Here is an 18611-nt window from a genome sequence, read left to right as displayed (position 1 = left end):
CCTGACGCGGCCGGCAAGGCAAGGTAAACTTGCCGCCCGCGCAGGAGTTGCCATGAACTATCGTCACGCCTTCCACGCCGGCAACCATGCCGACGTCCTCAAGCACATCGTGCTGACCCGCCTCATCGCCCTGATGTCGCGCAAGGAACAGCCGTTCGCCTACATCGACACCCACGCCGGCCTGGGGTTGTATGACCTTCAGGGCGACCAGGCGAGCCGTACCGGTGAATACCTCGAAGGTGTCGCGCGCCTGTGGGGCCGTGACGACCTGCCGGCGATGGCTGCCGATTACATCCGCATCATCAAGCGCCTGAACGCGGATGGCGAGCTGCGCTATTACCCTGGTTCCCCCGAACTGGCCCGCCGCCTGATGCGCCAGCAGGACCGTGCCCTGCTCAACGAGAAGCACCCCGAAGACGGGCCGCTGCTCAAGGAAAACATGAAGAAGGACCCGCGCGTGGTCGTGCACCTGGGGGAGGGCTGGCACGTGCCCCGGGCCCTGCTGCCGGTGCAGGAAAAGCGCGCGATCATGCTGATCGACCCGCCGTTCGAGCAGGCCGATGAGCTCAAGCGCTGCACCAGCGCCATGAAGGAGGCAATTGGCCGCATGCGCCAGACGGTCGCAGCCATCTGGTACCCGATCAAGGACCAGCGCTCCCTCACCCGTTTCTACCAGGACCTGACCAGCACTGGCGCGCCCAAGCTGCTGCGGGTGGAGCTATATGTGCACCATCAGGACAGCCCGCAGGGGCTCAATGGCTCTGGCCTTGCCATCGCCAACCCGCCGTGGGGCCTGGAGGAAGAGCTCAGGGAGCTGCTGCCCTGGTTGGCCCGCGAGCTGGCGCAGACGGCGGGTAGCTACCGCATTGACTGGTTGATCGCCGAGTAACGTGCCTGGCCTGCCGGCGATAGGGCCAGTTGGAATTCTTTGCGTTATAATCTCGCCTTTTAGCCGCCACCCGCCCCTGAGGCCGCTGGCGCATTTCTACAGAATGAAGAGGCTCATCCCTTGGCATTGACGATTCTTGGCCTGTCGGGCGCCCTTAGCCATGACCCTTCCGCGGCGCTGTACATCGACGGCAAGCTGATTGCCGCCGCCGAAGAAGAGCGCTTCGTGCGTGACAAGCATGCGAAGAACCGCATGCCCTACGAGTCGGCGAAGTTCTGCCTGGAGCAGGCCGGCATCAAACCGTCGGACGTCGACGTGGTCGCCATCCCGTTCGCCCCCATCAGCCTGTTCGGCAAAGCTCGCTGGCACTACGCCAAGCGTTACTGGTATGCCCCGGACCGCGCCCTCGACGCCATCCTGATGGGCAACCGCCGCTACAAGCGCTACCGCAAGAAGATCGTCTGGTGCCTGGAGCAGCTGGGCTTCGACCCGAAAAAAATCAAGATCGAACCGGTCGAACACCACCTGGCCCATGCGTCCAGCGCCTACCACTGCTCGGGTTTCAAGGAAAAAACCGCGATCCTGGGCATCGACGGCAAGGGCGAATACGCCACGACCTTCTTCGGCTACGGCGAAAACGGCAAGATCCACAAGATCAAAGAGTTCTTCGACCCCGATTCCCTGGGTGGCCTGTACGGTGCGATCACCGAGTTCCTGGGCTTCGAGATGCTCGACGGCGAGTTCAAGGTCATGGGCATGGCGCCGTACGGCGACGCCAGCAAATATGACTTCTCGCGCCTGGCGAGTTTCGAGAACGGCGAGTTGGTGATCAACACCGAGTACGCCAACGTTATCGGCTTGCGCCGCCATAAAGAGAAGGGCAAGGGCTTCTATTTCTCGCCCAAGCTCATCGAATGGCTGGGGCCCAAGCGCGAAGGCGATATCGCCGACGAGCCGTACATCCACTATGCCGCCAGCATGCAGGCCTTGTTTGAAAAGATCGCCCTGCAGATGATCGACCACTACCTGGGCGACACCCTGCGCGAAACCGGCAAGCTGGCATTTGCCGGCGGCTGCGCGCTGAACGTCAAGCTCAACCAGAAGATCATCGCCCGCTCCGACGTCAAGGAGCTGTTCGTGCAGCCGGCCTCCGGTGACGCCGGTACCGCCGTGGGTGCTGCGGCCTACGTGTCCCACGCCCGCGGTGTGCCGGTAGAGAAGATGGAGCACGTCTACCTCGGCCCTTCGTATTCCAACGAAGACGTGATCGCCGCCTGCGCCCGTCACCCGAATGCGCCCAAGTGGCGCAAGCTGGACGACATGCCGCAGCGCATCGCCAAGATCATGGTCGAAGGCAACCCGGTGGCCTGGTTCCAGGGGCGCATGGAGTTCGGCCCGCGTGCCCTCGGTGGCCGTTCGATCATCGGTTGCCCGAGCGTGCCGGGTGTGGCCAACCGCATCAACGAGCAAATCAAGTTCCGCGAGCGCTGGAGACCCTTCTGCCCGTCGATGCTCGACACCGTGGCCCCGCAGATGATCAAGGTCGATCACCCGGCGCCGTTCATGACCTTCACCTTCGAAGTGGCCGAAGAATGGAAAACCCGTGTACCCGAAGTGGTTCACGAGGACGGTACGTCGCGTGCCCAGGTACTCAAGCGCGAGTACAACCCGCGCTACTACGACATGATGAAGGCCCTGGAAGACCTGACCGGCAACGGTGTATCGCTGAACACCTCGCTGAACCGCCGCGGTGAGCCGATGATCTGCTCGCCAACCGACGCCCTGAACATGTTCTTCGGTTCCGACCTGCAGTACCTGATCATGGAAGACATCCTGGTCGTGAAGGACGGCGCCGCCGCGTATGACCAGCCGCTCTGAACCGCGCATCCTGCAGTTCTGCCATGGCTATGACGGGCCGTTCCTGGACTGTGCCCGTCAGTACGCCAGCCTGTTCCAGGGCAGCGGCTACAAGGTCACTACCGTGTTCCTCACCGGTGCGCCCGACCCACAGGTTGAGGCGGGTTGCGCTTCGGATGAAGTGCTGTTTCTGGGGTTCAGCTCCAAGGCCGTGCGTGGCCTGAAACTTGGCGCCATCCGCGCGCTGCGGCGCATTGCCGTCGAGCGCCAGTTCGCCTTCTGTATCGCCCACCGCTTCAAGCCCATCTATGTGGCCTTGCTGGCGACCGGTTTGCCGGTGATCGGCGTTCACCATGCTTTTGGTGACTATCAGCGCAAGGGGCGGCAGCTGTTCGCCAACCTGTTTGCCAAGCGCCTGAGCCTGCTGGGTGTGTCCGATGCGGTGCGTGACGACATGCGCCGCTGCCTGCCGAAGTGGCCGGCCGAGCGGATCCAGACCTTGTACAACCGCATCGATATCCAGGCCTTGCAGGCCGCCCTGGTGCCGCGCGCCGAGGCTCGTCAGGCCCTGGGCCTGGGCCCGCAGGCCTGGGTGGTGGGGAACGTCGGCCGCCTGCACCCCGACAAGGACCAGGCCACCTTGCTGCGCGGTTTTGCCCAGGCACTGCCCGGGCTGCCGGCAGGTGCCCGCCTGGCGATCCTGGGCAAGGGGCGGCTGGAACCTGTGCTCAAGGCCTTGGCCAGCGAGCTGGGTATCGCCGGGCAGGTCGATTTTCTGGGCCAGGTGCCCGATGCGCGCCGGTATTTCCAGGCGTTCGATGTGTTCGCCCTCAGCTCCGATCATGAACCGTTCGGCATGGTCCTGCTCGAAGCCATGGTCGCCGGCGTGCCGGTGCTGGCAACCGCCTGTGGCGGTGCCCGCGAAGTGGTCGAAGGTGTGGGCATGCTGTTCCCGTTGGGTGACGCGGCGCAACTGGCCGAGGGCCTCAGGCACATGGCGCTGCTGGATGGACAGCAACGCACGGCTTGCGCCGAACACATGTTGCAACGCCTGGCGGAGCGCTTTTCTGACCAGGCGGTGCGCGAGGCCTTCTGGCAGCTGCCCCAGGTGCGCGCGTTGGTGGAGGCCTGATGCTCAATCATGTAAAGGCCCTGCGCGAGCGCGGCTGGCAAGCCATCGACGGCGAAGCCTACGCCCAGGCCTGGGCGCGTTTTGGTGGCAGCGTCGCGACCCACCCACAGGTGGTGCAACAGCTGGCCGACCTGGCCGGTATCCCGGTGCGCTACCTGGGCTGGCACCAGGCCGGCGAGCTGAAGGCGGCCATCCCTACGTGGGGGCGGCACCTGGCGCTGTCCAAGGACGTGCTCAAGCGAGCCGGCAAGAAAGCCCTGTTCGACCTGGGCAATGCTGAAATCATCCTGCCCGCGGCGCCTGATGCCGGTGCCCCGTTGCGCCATGCCGTGCGTTACCTGTCCGAGCTCAACCAGGGCCGTTTCAGTGGCCTCAAGGCGCAGAAGGAGCAGTTGGCCATGGCCCGGGCGCCAGAAGACCTGTCGAAGAAATTCCGCTACAACCAGCGCCGCGAACTGCGGCTGCTGGAAGAGGCGGGCGGTGTGGTACGGCCCATCAGCGATTTCAGCGCCCAGCAAATCGCCGACATGTACTGCGACCTGTTCCTGCGTCGCTGGGGCTTCCCGGCCACAGGCGCCCAGCAGATGGGTGAGGTGCTGGGGCGCTTGCACAACCTGTTGATCGGTTCGGTGCTGCTGCTGGGCGACAAACCCATTGCCATCCAGCTGGTGTACCGCGTCGAGGCGCCAGAGTGGATCAGCGTCGAGTACATCAACGGCGGGGTCGACCCCGAAACCAAGGCCTTCAGCCCCGGCAGCGTGTTGAGCTTTCTCAATACCCAGGCCGCCTGGGAACATGCCCGCGCCCTCGGCAAGCCGCTGCGTTTCTCGTTCGGCCGGGCCGACCGCGAGTACAAGGACCGTTGGTGCAACCCTGTGCCGGTGTATCAGGCGTGAGCCGCAAGCAGCAGTTGCTCAAGCGCCACCGGCGCAACAAGCGCCTGGGTCTGTTGATGGCCCTGGTGGTGCTGGTTGCGCTGGGGGGCTTCATCTGGTGGCTGCCGCTGGTGCTGTTGCCGCTGCTGTGGGTCGCCCACGAGGCGTGGCTGGCCGACCACCTGTTCTATGGGGCAGGCGAGGACTACACCTATCGTTTTCCGGCGGCCAATGAAATCCCCGGCGTGAGCCTGCAGGGCGGTCGCCTGATGGCTGAGGGGGTGCAGCCGCACCACGACGGCACGTTGCTGTTGCAGGTAACGCTGCGCTGTGGCGTGCTCGGGCGCCTGTTCGACCCAGGCGTGCGCATTCAGGGCCCGCAAGGCGAAGACCTGCAGGTGTTCGAGCGGGGTGTACGCGGTGTGCGCTTCGTGAACCTTACCGGCCTTGGCCAGGCGCTGGCGGACGGCCAGGTGACCCTGCGCGGCCGCCATTGCCGGTTGGTTGGCCAGCCCCGGCTGTGGGCGTTTGCCCAGGAGGACCTGCGGCGCAAGCGCGTCATGGTCATCGCTCCCCATGCCGATGACGCCGAGCTTGCCGCCTATGGCCTGTACAGCCAGGCCGACGAAGCCTGGGTGGTCACCCTCACGGCCGGCGAGATCGAAGCGGAGCACTACCAGGCCATGGGCCTCTCGGCTGTGGAGGCTGCGCGCCTCAAAGGCAGGCTGCGGGCCTGGGACAGCATCACCGTGCCGCGCTGGGCCGGGGTGCCAGAACGCAATTGTGTGCAACTGGGCTATTTCTGCCTGCAACTGCCCGCCATGCGCGATGCCCCAGCTTCACCTTTTGGCTCCCGTGAAGCCGACATGGCCGACACACGGCCGTTCCGCACGCTCAACCAACTGGCCCTGCCCGGCGACGATGGGGCGCCCACCTGGCACAACCTGCTGGCCGACCTGCGCGCGGTGCTGCGCGAGGCACGCCCGCAGGTCATTGTGATGCCCCACCTGGTCCTGGACCCGCACCCCGACCATGTGGCTGCCCAACAGGCGCTGCACGAGGCGTTGCAAGGGCTGGACTGGCAGCCTGAAACCCTGCTGGGCTACGCCAACCACCTGCACGACAACGACCGCTGGCCCATGGGCGACAGTGGCGCGGGCGTGGCCCTGCCACCCATTACCGGCGACCAGCCTGTAGGGCGGCCTTGCACACTGATGCTGGACGCACGCCTGCAGCGCGACAAGGCCATGGCGCTGGGTATGATGCATGATTTGCAGCCTCGGCCACCGTTCAAGCGGCGGCTGCGCCGTTTCATTCAGCGCTGGCTGGCCGGGCGGCGCCTGTCGCCGTATGGCGAAAATGAATTTTTCCGCAAGGCCGTGCGCCGTCACGAGCTGTTCTGGGTCTTGAAGGGCCGCCACCAGGGTGTTGATCGGGAAACCGTATGAAGCGCTACAAAGTCCTGCAACTGCAACCGGACTACAACATCAAGCAACACGACTTTGCCGACCTGGCCGAACAGATCTTCAAAGCGCTGCCGGCTGACCGGTTCGAAACCACCATGGCGTTCCTCAAGGGCCGGCCGCAAGCGGGCCAGCCGGTGAGCCGCGCTGACCATTCTGTGTATTTCGATTTCGCCGACAGCGCCCTCAAAGGCATGCGCCTCAAGGCTCTGTGGCAGTTGTACCGGTTTTGCCGGCGCGAGCGCTTCGACGTGGTGATCTGCAACCGCTTCAAGCCGGTAAACATGCTGTTGCAGCTCAACCGTTGGCTGAAGATTCCCCTGTGCATCGGTATTTCCCACGGCTTTGGCGAATACGACCGGTTTTATCGTCGGCGCCAGACACAACGGCTGATCGACCAGCACTGGCAGTTCGTGGGGGTATCGCCTGCCGTGAAGCAGTACCTGCTCGATTGCCGCTGCGGCTTCACCGACAGCAACACCCACGCCATCACCAACGCCATCGACACCGATCAGGCCACGGCCTTGCAACTGACGCGCGCCGAGGCCCGTGCGCAACTGGGCCTGGCCCAGGATGCGCGGCTGGTGGGGGCACTGGGCCGGCTGGTGCCTGTGAAGGGGCACACCTACCTGCTCAAGGCGTTCGCTGCGTTGAAGGGCAAATACCCCAACGCGCAGTTGGCCATCATTGGCGCCGGTCGCGAACAGGCGCGTCTACAGGCGGAAATCGAACACCTTGGGCTGGCAGGCCGTGCGCACCTGCTGGGCTTCAGGGACAACGCCTTGCGTTATGTGCGGGCGTTCGACATCTGGGCCATGCCGTCGCTGGCAGAAGGCCTGGGCCTGGCGTTGCTCGAGGGCATGAGCGGGCGCTTGCCGGTCATCGCCAGCGATGTACCTGCCATGCTGCCGCTGATTACCGGCGCAGGTGGCGAAGTGGTCAAACCGGCAGACGTGGCCAGCCTTACCGCCGCGCTGGACCGCTACCTGGCGCTGGATGACGACGCGCTGCAGGCCAAGGGCGAGCAGGCGTTCGACTACCTCAACCACAACCATGACATCACGGTGTTCCGCCAGCAGTACCTGGCGCTGATCGAGTCTGGCCTGGCCGCCCAGGAGGCAAAATGAGCGCCGAGCAAACCCTGGTGACGGTGATCATCGCATCGTACAACCACGGCCCCTACATCGAGCAGAGCATCCTCAGCGTGCTCAACCAGACCTACCCGCACATTGAATTGCTGGTGATCGATGACGGTTCGTCGGATGACAGTGTCGAGCGCATACAACGCCTCCAGGCCCAGCATGGTTTCGACTTCCGCGTGCAGCGCAACAAAGGCCTCACGCAAACCTTGAATGACGCCATTGCCCGTGCCAAGGGTGAGCTTATTGCCCCGTTCGGCTCGGACGACATCATGATGCCGGACCGTATCGCCATCCAGGTGCAGTACATGGCCGACAAGCCCGAAGTGGGCATCTGCGCCGGCAACATCGAGCTGATCGACGCCCAGGGCGAACTGTTCCCTGAGGCCCGCCAGCGCCGTGACGTACCGTTCCGGCGCCTGGATTTCGAGGATATGTTCCTCGAGCGCAAACCGTACCCGCCCGCACCCACGCTGCTGATCCGCCGTGAGGCGCTGCAGAAGGTTGGTGGGTTTGACCCGGATGTGCGCCTGGAAGACCTGATGATCGAGCTGAAGGTGACCCACGCCGGTTACTTCATCGATGGCTTGAGCGTGGTCATGGCGCGCTACCGCAAGCACGCCAGCAACACCTACAAGAATCACCGTTTCATGATCGACAACATCCTGCGCACCTACGCCAAGTTCAAGGACCACCCGGCCTATGAAGAGGTGAAGTTCAAGGCCTTGAACTCGATGTTCCTCAAGGTGGCCAACCGTGATCGCAAGCTGGCCCGTGAGCTGTTGGCGCAGATCCCCCTGCGGGCCTACACACGCAAGACCTGGCGTGGCCTGGGGCGGTTGTTGTTCTCGCCGCTGGAAAAGGCCTGATCGGCCATGGGGTGGATTTCGCGTTACCTGGCCAAGCGGGCCAAGCGGGCCATTCGCAAGCTGCCGGCGATTGAGCGTGGCCAGGCGCGGTTTGCTGCGCGCTACCCGCAGTACGCCTTTGGGGTGGGGAGCTACGGCGTGCCTGAGGTGCATGACTGGAATGAAGGTGCAACCCTGCGCATTGGCGCGTATTGCTCCATCGCCGAGGGCGTGCAGATTTTCCTCGGTGGCCATCACCGCGCGGACTGGGTAACCACCTATCCGTTCCCGGCCATGCTCAAGGAAGCAGCCGGGATCGAGAACTACGCCTTCAGCCGTGGTGATGTCTGTATCGGCAACGATGTGTGGCTGTGCTCCAACTGCACCCTCCTCTCGGGGGTGAGCATTGGCAGTGGCGCGGTGGTAGCCGCGGGTGCGCTGGTGACCCGGGATGTGCCACCTTACGCGGTGGTGGGCGGCAACCCGGCGCAAATAGTGCGTTGGCGCTTCCCGGAAGAGGTGCGCGCCCAGCTGCTGGCCAGCGCCTGGTGGGACTGGCCGCCGGCCGAAATTGCCCAGGTGGTGGGCAAGCTGTGCAGCGAGGATATCCAGGGGTTTCTGGACTACGCCCGGCAGCGCGGCTCAGGCGCGGTTCGCTGAGCCTGGCTCCAGCTGTGCACCGGGTGCCTGCTGTCGGCGGGCAAGGCGCTTGCCCAAGGCTATGCCGGGTTTCTCCAGCAGCAGGAAGGTCGCGCTGCTCAGGGCTACCAGCGCAATGCAGGCCACCACCACCAGTGCCATGAATGCCCCGGTGTTGTCATAGCTGAACCCGTACCGAGGGTACAGGTAGTAAGCAAGCCACCACAGCACCAGCCCATGCAGCAGGTACAGGCTGTAGCTGATTTCCCCCAGCCAGCGTGCGCTGCGCAGGCGTAGGGCGCCGAGCAGGTCGTTGCCGGACACCACGATGCAGAACACGATGCTGAGCAGCAGCAGCGGGAACACTGCAAAGGTCTTGTTCAACCCCAGCATGACCACGGCCAGCAAGCCCACGGCCACCCAGGTGCCCTGGCGGAGCTGCGCCCACTGCACCAACGCCGGCCTGCGTACCCAGTACACGGCGGCAATACCGCCTGCGAAGCTGAGCAGGTACTTTTTCTTCAGGGCATGCTCCCAGCCGACCAGCTGCGCCAGCCCGTACAGGGCAACCAGGCAGATCAAGGTTCTGAGCAGCGTGCCTCGGTAGACGAAGGCCATGCCCAGCAGCGGCAATGCGAGGTAGAAGTAGATTTCGTAGTTCAGGGTCCAGGTCACGTTCGAGATCAGGTTGCCGGTGCCCGCCAGCTGGTTGATGTCAGGGCGATGAAACGCCAGCCACCCGGCCAACTGGCCGACCAGGGCCAGCGGCGTGTCCAGCAACGCCCAGCCCTGCAGGTAGAACACGCTCAGCAGTACCACCGCCAGCAGGCCCAGGTACAGCGGGTACAGGCGCATCACCCGGGAGATGGCAAAGGCCCGCCAGTCAAATTGCCGGCCTTGCTGCAGCAGCCGGTTCCAGAACAGGAAACCGGTAATCATGAAGAACAGCGCCACCCCCACCTGGCCGACCTGGGCGAAGAACCGCTCGGGTGGCATGCCGATCTGGCCGGTGTATTGGTAATGCCAGGCAATCGCGGCGTGGTGGATGAACACGCCCAGGGCCAAGTAGCCGCGCAGGCCATCAAGGGTGGCCCAGCGGCCGGCGACTGGCGCCAGGTGGCGAGCGACCAGGTTGCTGCGCAACAGCAGGCGGGCGCTCAGCAGCGCCAGGGCAAAGACCAGGGCGCCCAGCAGGGGGGCCAGCAGCGCCATGTCAGCGCTGCGCCCCGTGGGACAACTGCACTTGTTGGCGCACGGCGCGGCTCATGCTGCGGTTGGCCGACAGGTCATAGCCTTCCAGCAGGGCCTGAACGTTCTCTTCGAACAACCACTGGCGGTCTTCGTCGTAGCGCTGCATGTGCCGCAGGTTGCGCTGGCGCAGTTCGGCGGACAGGGGCGAGGGCAGCAGGCGCATGTCGGCCAGGTCGATCAGGCCGAACTCACCGTTGTCCAGCAGCAGTACGTTGCCCAGGTGCAGGGAGCGGAAGTACACCCCTTGCTGGTGCAGGCGGCCGATGAACTGGCCCAGGCGCCCGACCAGGGCCTGGCGCTCAGCCAGCGCCGGGCAGGCCTGCAGGGCCTGGCGCACGGTGCGGCCTGCCAGTGGCAGGTAACGCACGCCCTGTGAGCCGTCGGCGTAGTTCAGCAGCTCGACTACCTGTGGGGTGGCAATGCCTTCCAGGGCCAGTTGCTGGCTGTTTCTGATGAAGCGCCGGGCATAGGGGTAGAAGCTGCCGGCCGTGTACCAGGGGCGGGCACGGAACAGCTTGAGGAAGCTGCCATCCTGCAACAGCAGCACCTTTGGCCCAAGGCCATCTTCTTCGATGACCTTGGCGCCCTGGTGCAGTGCTTGCACCTGTGCAGGGGTCAAGGTGTGGCGAGTGGCTGCAACCAGGCGGCCGCCTCGGCGGGCAATGTTCAGCCCGGCGATCAGGGCCAGCGGGATCCACAGCAGGAACCAGTGCTCCTTTGGCCGCGAGAGGATGCCACCGCCTTCGGTCAGGCCTGCGCCGATGCCGAATACCAGCAGCGCCGTGGCCATCTGCAGGGCCGGGTGCCTGCGGTATTTCCAGCCGCTATACAGGGCGTAGCCAAGCATGCCAAGCCAGGGCAACATGCCCAGGATGCCAACGTAATACAGGACGCCCATGGCGAAGCTGTGGGGTTCACTGAAGGGGTAACCCACCCCCACATCGATGCTCAGCGGCGCGTCATAGCCATGGCCGATCAGCGGATGCTGCAGGAACAGCTCCCAGGTGGTGTGCCAGATCTGGAAGCGGTACGAGTCGCCCCGCGCCGTAATCAGTTGCGGGTCAACCAGCAGCACCAGCACGATGAACACCGGCGCCGCCAGGAACAACGGAATGGAGCGGCGGTCCAGGCACAGCAGGGCAATCCAGTTGACGGCCAGGGTCATGGCCACCAGCGGTGTGCGGGAGCCGGTCGCGACCACGGCGGCGAACATCACCGCGAACGCCGCCGTGCACAGCGCCACGGTGAGTGCACGCTTGCTGTTGACCGCCATCCACAGCCAGTACACACCGAAGAAGCCGAACAGGTGAGAGCTGAGCAACGGGTTGTCCAGAGCCCCCGCGCCGATCAGCCGGCTACCTGGCTGGTAGGTCAGCACGAAGGTGGACAGGTCGCGCAGTGTGGCCACCAAGGCCAGCAGGGCAGCCCCCAGAAACAGCGCCTTGAGGGCTTCGGGGCGGTAGCGCAGCATCAGGCCAGTACCCAGGAACAGCATCAGGGTGTGCAACGGGCGCTTGATCAGGTTGTCGGCCTCGGTGGGCGAAGGCGACCAGGCCAGGCTCAGCACGGCATAGCCGGCAAACAGCAGGAACAGCCACAGCAGCGGCTCGCGCAGCAAAGGCTTGAGTGCACTTGGCCGCACGCACAACGCCAACAGCGTCGGGATGCTGAACAGGCCGTAGTACAGCTTGTGATGCAGGCTGCGATCGGGCAGGAAGAATAGCGCACCCAGCAGCGAGAGCATGCCGGCGGGCAGCAGCCACAGGCACACGAAATCGTAGAAGCGGTTGCCGACGTTCTGGAGGCTGCTTGGGGACATGAGCGAAACGGGCCTGGGTGTGAAGAACGGGCAATGTTAACCCAGCTTTGCACGCATTGCTGCTGGTACGCGCCTGGTCGTCGTTAACCGACGTGCAAGGCAACCTGTGCTAAAGTCAGCACCCCATTTTCAGCATGTTCCGTGATATGACAGACGCCAAAGGCTCCAGCAGTTCATCGAGCATGAAGATCTACCTCCGTCTACTTGGCTATGTCCGCCCCTACATCGGCGTGTTTCTGCTTAGTATCCTGGGCTTTCTGATCTTCGCTTCGACTCAGCCCATGCTGGGCTATATCCTCAAGTATTTCGTCGACGGCCTGTCCAACCCGGACGCCTCGCTGTTCCCCAACGTCCCTTACCTGCGCGACCTCAACCTGCTGCACACGGTACCTGGGCTGATCATTCTGATCGCCGCCTGGCAGGGGCTGGGTTCGTTTCTGGGCAACTACTTCCTGGCCAAGGTGTCCCTGGGCCTGGTACACGACCTGCGGGTGCAGCTGTTCAATAACCTGCTGACCCTGCCCAACCGCTACTTCGACCAGAACAACTCCGGGCACCTCATTTCCCGCATCACGTTCAACGTGACCATGGTCACCGGCGCTGCCACCGACGCCATCAAGGTGGTGATCCGCGAAGGCATGACCGTGATCTTCCTGTTTGCCTCGCTGCTGCTGATGAACTGGCGCCTGACCCTGGTGATGCTGGCCATCCTGCCGCTGATCGCCTTCATGGTGGGGCGCGCCAGCAAGAAATTCCGCAAGCAGAGCAAGAAGATCCAGGTGGCCATGGGTGACGTCACCCACGTGGCATCGGAAACCATCCAGGGTTACCGGGTAGTGCGCAGCTTCGGCGGCGAAACCTACGAGCAACGGCGCTTCCTCAAGGCCAGCCAGAGCAATACCGACAAGCAGCTGCGCATGACCCGCACCAGCGCCATCTATACGCCGCTGCTGCAGTTGGTGATCTATGTGGCCATGGCGGTGCTGATGTTCCTGGTGCTGTACCTTCGCGGCGACGCCTCGGCGGGTGACATGGTTGCCTACATCACCTTGGCCGGTCTGCTGCCCAAGCCGATTCGCCAGCTGTCGGAAGTCAGTTCGACCATCCAGAAGGGCGTCGCCGGTGCTGAAAGCATCTTCGAGCAACTGGACGAGCCGCGTGAGCTGGACAAAGGCACTGTCGAGCGCGATTCGGTCAAGGGTCGCCTTGAAGTGCGCAACCTCAGCTTCACGTACCCAGGTACCGAGCGCCAGGTGCTGCGTGACATCAACTTCACCGTCGAGCCCGGGCAGATGGTGGCGCTGGTGGGCCGTTCCGGCAGTGGTAAATCCACCCTGGCCGGCCTGATTCCGCGCTTCTACCACCACAACACCGGCGAGATTCTGCTCGATGGCGTGGAAATCGAAGACTTCAAGCTGCTGAACCTGCGCCGCCACATCGCCCAGGTCAACCAGCACGTCACGCTGTTCAGCGACACCATCGCCAACAACATTGCCTATGGTGACCTGGCCGGTGCACCGCGTGCCGATATCGAGGCGGCCGCCGAGGCGGCGTTCGCCAAGGACTTCGTCGACCAGTTGCCCAAGGGCTTCGATACCCAGATCGGTGAAAACGGCGTGCTGTTGTCTGGCGGCCAGCGCCAGCGCCTGGCAATCGCCCGTGCGTTGCTGAAGAATGCACCCTTGCTGATCCTGGATGAAGCCACCTCGGCGCTGGATACCGAGTCGGAACGGCACATCCAGGCCGCCCTGGACCGCGTGATGGAAGGCCGCACCACCCTGGTGATCGCGCACCGTCTGTCGACCATCGAGAAGGCCGACCAGATTCTGGTCATGGACCAGGGTTGCCTGGTGGAGCGTGGCACCCACGCCGAGCTGCTGGCAGCCAATGGCTATTATGCCCGCCTGCATGCCATGGGCCTGGATGAACCGGCCAAGGCCGATATCACCTGAAACCCGCCACACCGGGGCCCTGGCGGCCCCGGTTGTATCCGGATATTCCCAGGGTGATCTGGCCGTAAAGCCACCGTTCACCCTGTGCTAATATCCCGTCCCTGTTCACTATTTTCATATGGGTTGCCCATGAAGTTGTCCATGCCGCGTTTCGATCAAGCCCCGGTACTGGTGGTCGGCGATGTCATGCTCGACCGCTACTGGCATGGCGGTACCTCGCGTATCTCGCCTGAAGCGCCAGTGCCGGTGGTCAAGGTCGATCAGATCGAGGATCGCCCGGGTGGCGCGGCCAACGTTGCGTTGAACATTGCGGCGCTGGGTGCGCCTGCGTCGCTGATCGGTGTCACCGGGCAGGACGAGGCCGCCGACAGCCTGGCCAACAGCCTGCACGCGGCGGGTGTGCGCTCGGTGTTCCAGCGCATCGCCCATCAGCCGACCATCGTCAAGCTGCGGGTCATGAGCCGCCACCAGCAGTTGCTGCGTATCGATTTCGAGGAACCCTTCGCCACCGACCCCCTGTCACTGGGTGCGGAAGTGGACAAGCTGCTCGAAGGCGTCAAGGTGCTGGTACTGTCGGATTACGGCAAAGGCGCCTTGAAGAACCACCAGAGCCTGATCCAGGCAGCGCGCGCCAAGGGTATCCCGGTGCTGGCCGATCCCAAGGGCAAGGATTTTTCCGTGTACCGCGGTGCCAGCCTCATTACCCCCAACCTCAGCGAATTCGAAACCATCGTCGGCCGCTGCGCCGACGAGGCCGAGCTGGTAGCCAAGGGCCTGCAGCTACTGCATGACCTGGACATGGGTGCCTTGCTGGTAACCCGTGGCGAGCACGGCATGACCCTGCTGCGCATCGGCCAGCCGCCGCTGCACCTGCCAGCGCGGGCGCGGGAAGTGTTCGACGTCACCGGTGCCGGTGATACGGTGATCTCTACCCTGGCTGCCGCCATTGCGGCCGGCGAGGAGCTGCCTCATGCCGTGGCCCTGGCCAACCTGGCGGCAGGCATCGTGGTCGGCAAGCTGGGTACCGCCGCCATCAGTGCACCAGAGCTGCGCCGGGCCATTCAGCGCGAAGAGGGTTCCGAGCGCGGGGTGCTGGGGCTTGAGCAACTGCTGGTAGCCATCGATGATGCCCGTGCCCACAACGAGCGCATCGTCTTTACCAATGGCTGCTTCGACATTCTGCATGCCGGGCACGTGACCTATCTCGAACAGGCCCGTGCCCAAGGTGACAGGCTGATCGTTGCCGTCAATGACGATGCTTCGGTCAGCCGCCTGAAAGGGCCAGGCCGGCCGATCAACAGTGTCGACCGGCGCATGGCGGTGCTGGCGGGCCTGGGGGCGGTGGACTGGGTGATCAGCTTCTCGGAAGGCACGCCGGAAAACCTGCTGAGCCAGGTGAAGCCCGATGTGCTGGTAAAGGGTGGCGACTATGGCATCGACCAGGTGGTGGGTGCCGATATCGTCAACGGCTACGGCGGCACCGTGAAAGTGCTGGGGCTGGTCGAGAACAGCTCGACCACTGCCATCGTCGAGAAAATCCGCAAGCACTGACGCTGCGTCGGGGTCATCATGGCCCCGGTCATGGGCTCTGGTTGCGCAGAGACGTCCTGGCCCGCCGCAGCAGGGCCCGCGCCTTGGCACCAAAGCGCTGCAGGTGGCTGGCCCGCGCGGGCTTGGTTTCTACCAGGCCTTGCTGCTTCACCCAGTCCCGCCAGCGCACCCGCTCATCCTTCACCACCCAGCCTTCCTGCTGGGCAAAGCTCTCGGCCAGGTACAGGCCGCGAGTGCTCGCCGGCACCAGCTCGTCCTTCTTCAGGGTGTACAGCTCAGCCAAGGGCTGGCCGTCCTTCAAAGGCATCAGGTACAGGTCTGGCCGCTTGCGGTTCAGCCGCGCCACCAGTTGGTCGCCTTCCAGCCGCTCATCGACGTGGAACAGGCTGAGCTTCTTGGCGTCCCGAGGCACGTCCAGGCGCATGTCGTAGATCAGTTGCAGCGATGCCGTGGGCAGGTGCACATAGGCCCTGGGCCGCTCCAGCAACACCTGCTGGCCGCAGTGCACCGGGCGCGCCGCGCCGGACTGCGGGGCCAGCTGGAAGTGCGGGGTTTCGCGGTAATGCAGGGCGGCTGCGTAGGGCACGGGCAGCCAGGTTTCGTTGAAGCGCCCACCCAGCCACCCTTCGGTGGTTTCCAGCAGGCATTCTTCGGCCACTTCCTGCACCGCCGTGTGCAAGGGCAGGTTCAGCTCCTGCGCCGGTACATAACCTGAAATCAGTTTCAGCACCACGTCGCCGCGGTCTTGTCGGCGCTGGCGCACCAGCACCCAGTAATCGCGGTTTTGCCAGTGCAGGGTGAGCCGCACCGATACGCCCAGGTTGGCCAGCTCGGCGACGAAACGCTGCGGGTCATCCACCTGGATGGGCTTGCGCCGTTGTTGGGTCTGGGCAAAGTTGAGGGGCACGCCGATGCTCTGGTACACCAGGCCCTCGGCGGTGGCTTCTACATGCAGTGGCAGCGTCTTGAAGTTGCTCGGGTTCTTGCGGATCAGCGTTCGCGCCACGTGGCTTCTCCTTGCGTCGGCTCAGTTGCCCGGCCATGGCCAGGGGCAACTCACTGCTGGCCCAGGATGCGGGCGACGGTGGCCACGTTGTGGCCCAGGTGCAACGGGTTGATGGTGCCCACGATAGCACTGCTGACGCCCGGGTGGGCAAACAGCAATTCGAAGCTTGCCCGCACCGGGTCCACACCGGGTGCCAGGCATACGTGGCCGCTGGCCAGGGCCTTTTTTACCAGGATGGCCTTGCCGTGTTGCGCAGCGTAGTCCAGCACGGGGCGCTCTGCCTGCTCGTTCAGGTTGTAGGTGACCATGGCGCAGTCGCCGTGCTCCAGGGCCTTCAAGCCGCCAGCAACCGTCTTGCCGGAGAGGCCGAAGCCCAGGATCTTGCCCTCGCGCTTGAGCTCGGCCAGGGTGTGGTATACCGCTTGCTGCTCCAGGATGGCCAGGTCGTTGCCGTCGGAGTGCACCAGCACCAGGTCGATGCGGTCGGTTTCCAGCCGCTGCAGGCTACGTTCCACCGACCGGCGGGTGTGGGCGGCACTGAAGTCGAAGTGCGACAGGCCGGCCTCGAACTCTTCACCCACCTTGCTCACAATCACCCATTCATCGCGTTGCCCACGCAGCAACGGGCCGAGGCGTTCCTCGCTGCGGCCATAGGCGGGGGCGGTGTCGATCAGGTTGATCCCCAATTGGCGGGCCTGGGCCAGCAGCAGGCGGGCATCTTCATCGCCGGGGATGGTGAAACCGGCGGGGTATTTCACGCCCTGGTCGCGGCCGAGCTTTACGGTGCCAAGGCCCAGGGGCGACACCTGCAGCCCGGTGCTGCCCAAGGGGCGATGGAAATCGTGCAGGGTGGGCAGGCTCATGGCAGCAGTTGCTCCCAGGCTGGCGTGCCCAGAGGCGGGCGTGGCAGGCCGGACAGGTCAGGGTGGGCCTGGGGTTGAATGCCGTCGCGCTGCAGCTGGTTGATGACCCGGTCACTGAAGTCCGGCGCCAGGGCCAGCTTGGTCGGCCAGCCCACCAGCAGGCGCTGCTGTTCGGCCAGGAAGGCGTTGTCGGGGCGCACCAGGCCCGATTGCGCGGGTTCTGCGCGGTCGACGCGCAAGGTGGCCCAGCGTACCTGGCCCTGGTCGACCCAAGGCAGCAGGTTGGCCACTTCCTGCTGTGCGGCGGCGATCTGCGCAGCGCTGTCGCGGGCCACGCCATCGGCTTCGGCCAGGTCGCCACCCAGGTACCACACCCACTGGCCGTCGGCAGCCGGGTGGGTGGTGACGGTCATGCGCGGCTTGGGCCCGCCGCCCAGGCAGTGCGCATACAGGGGTTTGAGGTTGGCGCCCTTGGCCATCACCATGTGCAGGGGGCGCGTCTGCATGGCTGGCTGCTGCAGGCCCAGGGCGTGCAGCAGGTCTTCGGTGCCGGCACCTGCGCTGAGGACGATGCGCTGGGCGATGATGCTGCGCCCATCCACCTGCAGGCCCACCAGTTCGTCGCTTTCACGCAGCGGGGTGATGCGTTCGCCTGCCAGCAGGCTGTCACCGGCCAGTTCTGCCAGGTTGGCCAGCAGGCTGGGCACGTCGATGACCAGTTCTGCCAGCCGATAGACCTTGCCCTTGAAGGCCCGGTCCTGCAGGGCCGGGGGCAGTTGATCGCCCTTGACCTGGTCGACGCGGCCGCGCACCGCCTTGCTGGCGAAGAAGCTGGTGAGGTTGCCGGCCAGCGTACCGGGAGACCACAGGTAGTGGGCCTCGGACAGCAGCCGGGTGTTGGCCAGGTTGAGCTCACCGTTGCCGGCCAGCGCCTCGCGCCAGCGCCTGGGCATGTCGGCGATGGCTTCGGAAGCGCCGGTCAAGGCGCCATGCAGGGCGTACTTGGTGCCGCCATGGATGATGCCCTGGGACTTGATGGTCTGCTCGCCACCAAGGCTGGCGCGCTCCACCAGCACTGTCGAGTAGCCCAGCCGACGCAGGCGGGCATTGAGCCACAGGCCTGCGACCCCGGCGCCGACGATCAGCACGTCAGTGGTAATGGCAGATGGCATGGTGGTACCTCGAAGACTGGGACAGCGGGCAAGTATACAGGGTCGGGCCTGGGTGGGCAGTTAGCCGGGAGTGTTCGCCTTGGCAGTTGCGGCGCCTATGAGACCGAGCGCCGCCCGCGCGGCGCATCGCGAGCTTTGCTCGCTCCTACGTTTGT

At 64.7% G+C, this 18611-nt stretch carries 15 protein-coding genes; 10 read left to right on the top strand and 5 right to left on the bottom strand.

Annotation, left to right across the window (positions count from 1 at the left end; genetic code table 11):
• Positions 1-52 precede the first annotated feature (52 nt).
• The 8 genes from IAE36_RS09175 (at position 53) to IAE36_RS09140 (ending at position 8863) form a co-directional block, all read left to right on the top strand.
• Positions 53-889 carry a 23S rRNA (adenine(2030)-N(6))-methyltransferase RlmJ gene (locus IAE36_RS09175; RefSeq protein ID WP_201211958.1) on the top strand — a complete coding sequence of 279 codons (837 nt, stop codon included), beginning with the start codon at positions 53-55 and terminating at the stop codon, positions 887-889.
• 120 nt (positions 890-1009) lie between these two features.
• On the top strand, positions 1010-2767 hold the full coding sequence (locus tag IAE36_RS09170; protein ID WP_028631880.1) for a carbamoyltransferase family protein: 1758 nt from the start codon (positions 1010-1012) through the stop codon (positions 2765-2767).
• Positions 2751-3878, top strand: coding sequence for a glycosyltransferase (locus IAE36_RS09165; protein ID WP_201211957.1), 1128 nt, complete (start codon positions 2751-2753; stop codon positions 3876-3878). The genes IAE36_RS09170 and IAE36_RS09165 overlap by 17 nt, the downstream gene beginning before the upstream one ends.
• On the top strand, positions 3878-4774 hold the full coding sequence (locus IAE36_RS09160; protein ID WP_201211956.1) for an antimicrobial resistance protein Mig-14: 897 nt from the start codon (positions 3878-3880) through the stop codon (positions 4772-4774). Before IAE36_RS09165 ends, IAE36_RS09160 begins: the two co-directional genes overlap by 1 nt.
• Complete coding sequence (locus IAE36_RS09155; RefSeq protein WP_201211955.1) at positions 4771-6201, top strand: PIG-L deacetylase family protein; 1431 nt, start codon at positions 4771-4773, stop codon at positions 6199-6201. Before IAE36_RS09160 ends, IAE36_RS09155 begins: the two co-directional genes overlap by 4 nt.
• Positions 6198-7343, top strand: coding sequence for a glycosyltransferase (locus IAE36_RS09150; protein ID WP_201211954.1), 1146 nt, complete (start codon positions 6198-6200; stop codon positions 7341-7343). Before IAE36_RS09155 ends, IAE36_RS09150 begins: the two co-directional genes overlap by 4 nt.
• Positions 7340-8224 carry a glycosyltransferase gene (locus tag IAE36_RS09145; protein ID WP_201211953.1) on the top strand — a complete coding sequence of 295 codons (885 nt, stop codon included), beginning with the start codon at positions 7340-7342 and terminating at the stop codon, positions 8222-8224. The genes IAE36_RS09150 and IAE36_RS09145 overlap by 4 nt, the downstream gene beginning before the upstream one ends.
• Before the next feature lie 6 nt (positions 8225-8230).
• The gene (locus IAE36_RS09140) at positions 8231-8863 is read left to right on the top strand and encodes a CatB-related O-acetyltransferase (protein WP_060480709.1); all 633 of its coding nucleotides are present in this window, start codon (positions 8231-8233) and stop codon (positions 8861-8863) included.
• Here the strand turns inward: IAE36_RS09140 and IAE36_RS09135 are convergent.
• Positions 8846-10054 carry an acyltransferase family protein gene (locus tag IAE36_RS09135; RefSeq protein ID WP_201211952.1) on the bottom strand — a complete coding sequence of 403 codons (1209 nt, stop codon included), beginning with the start codon at positions 10052-10054 and terminating at the stop codon, positions 8846-8848. The genes IAE36_RS09140 and IAE36_RS09135 overlap by 18 nt on opposite strands.
• A gap of 1 nt (position 10055) precedes the next feature.
• Entirely contained in the window at positions 10056-11912 is a 1857-nt protein-coding gene (locus IAE36_RS09130; RefSeq protein WP_201211951.1) for a bifunctional O-antigen ligase/aminoglycoside phosphotransferase family protein, read from the bottom strand.
• 146 nt (positions 11913-12058) lie between these two features.
• Here IAE36_RS09130 and msbA point away from each other — a divergent pair, with 146 nt between their 5' ends.
• Positions 12059-13864 (top strand): lipid A export permease/ATP-binding protein MsbA, encoded by a 1806-nt coding sequence (msbA, locus tag IAE36_RS09125; protein WP_201211950.1) that lies wholly within the window; start codon positions 12059-12061, stop codon positions 13862-13864.
• 129 nt (positions 13865-13993) lie between these two features.
• Positions 13994-15415 (top strand): bifunctional D-glycero-beta-D-manno-heptose-7-phosphate kinase/D-glycero-beta-D-manno-heptose 1-phosphate adenylyltransferase HldE, encoded by a 1422-nt coding sequence (hldE, locus tag IAE36_RS09120; RefSeq protein WP_028631871.1) that lies wholly within the window; start codon positions 13994-13996, stop codon positions 15413-15415.
• Positions 15416-15443: 28 nt separating this feature from the next.
• Here the strand turns inward: hldE and IAE36_RS09115 are convergent, their stop codons facing one another.
• From IAE36_RS09115 to IAE36_RS09105, 3 genes are read right to left on the bottom strand one after another with little or no spacing between them, the layout of a single operon-like run.
• Positions 15444-16421 carry a hypothetical protein gene (locus tag IAE36_RS09115; protein ID WP_028631870.1) on the bottom strand — a complete coding sequence of 326 codons (978 nt, stop codon included), beginning with the start codon at positions 16419-16421 and terminating at the stop codon, positions 15444-15446.
• 50 nt (positions 16422-16471) lie between these two features.
• Positions 16472-17284 (bottom strand): aldo/keto reductase, encoded by an 813-nt coding sequence (locus tag IAE36_RS09110; RefSeq protein WP_201211949.1) that lies wholly within the window; start codon positions 17282-17284, stop codon positions 16472-16474.
• Positions 17281-18456 carry an NAD(P)/FAD-dependent oxidoreductase gene (locus IAE36_RS09105; RefSeq protein WP_060480705.1) on the bottom strand — a complete coding sequence of 392 codons (1176 nt, stop codon included), beginning with the start codon at positions 18454-18456 and terminating at the stop codon, positions 17281-17283. Before IAE36_RS09105 ends, IAE36_RS09110 begins: the two co-directional genes overlap by 4 nt.
• Positions 18457-18611: the final 155 nt, after the last annotated feature.

Source organism: Pseudomonas sp. S36 (assembly GCF_016647875.1).
Lineage (GTDB): Bacteria > Pseudomonadota > Gammaproteobacteria > Pseudomonadales > Pseudomonadaceae > Aquipseudomonas > Aquipseudomonas parafulva.
The sequence above is the reverse complement of the archived record's forward strand: the minus strand, read 5'-3'. Positions and strand labels throughout refer to the sequence as shown.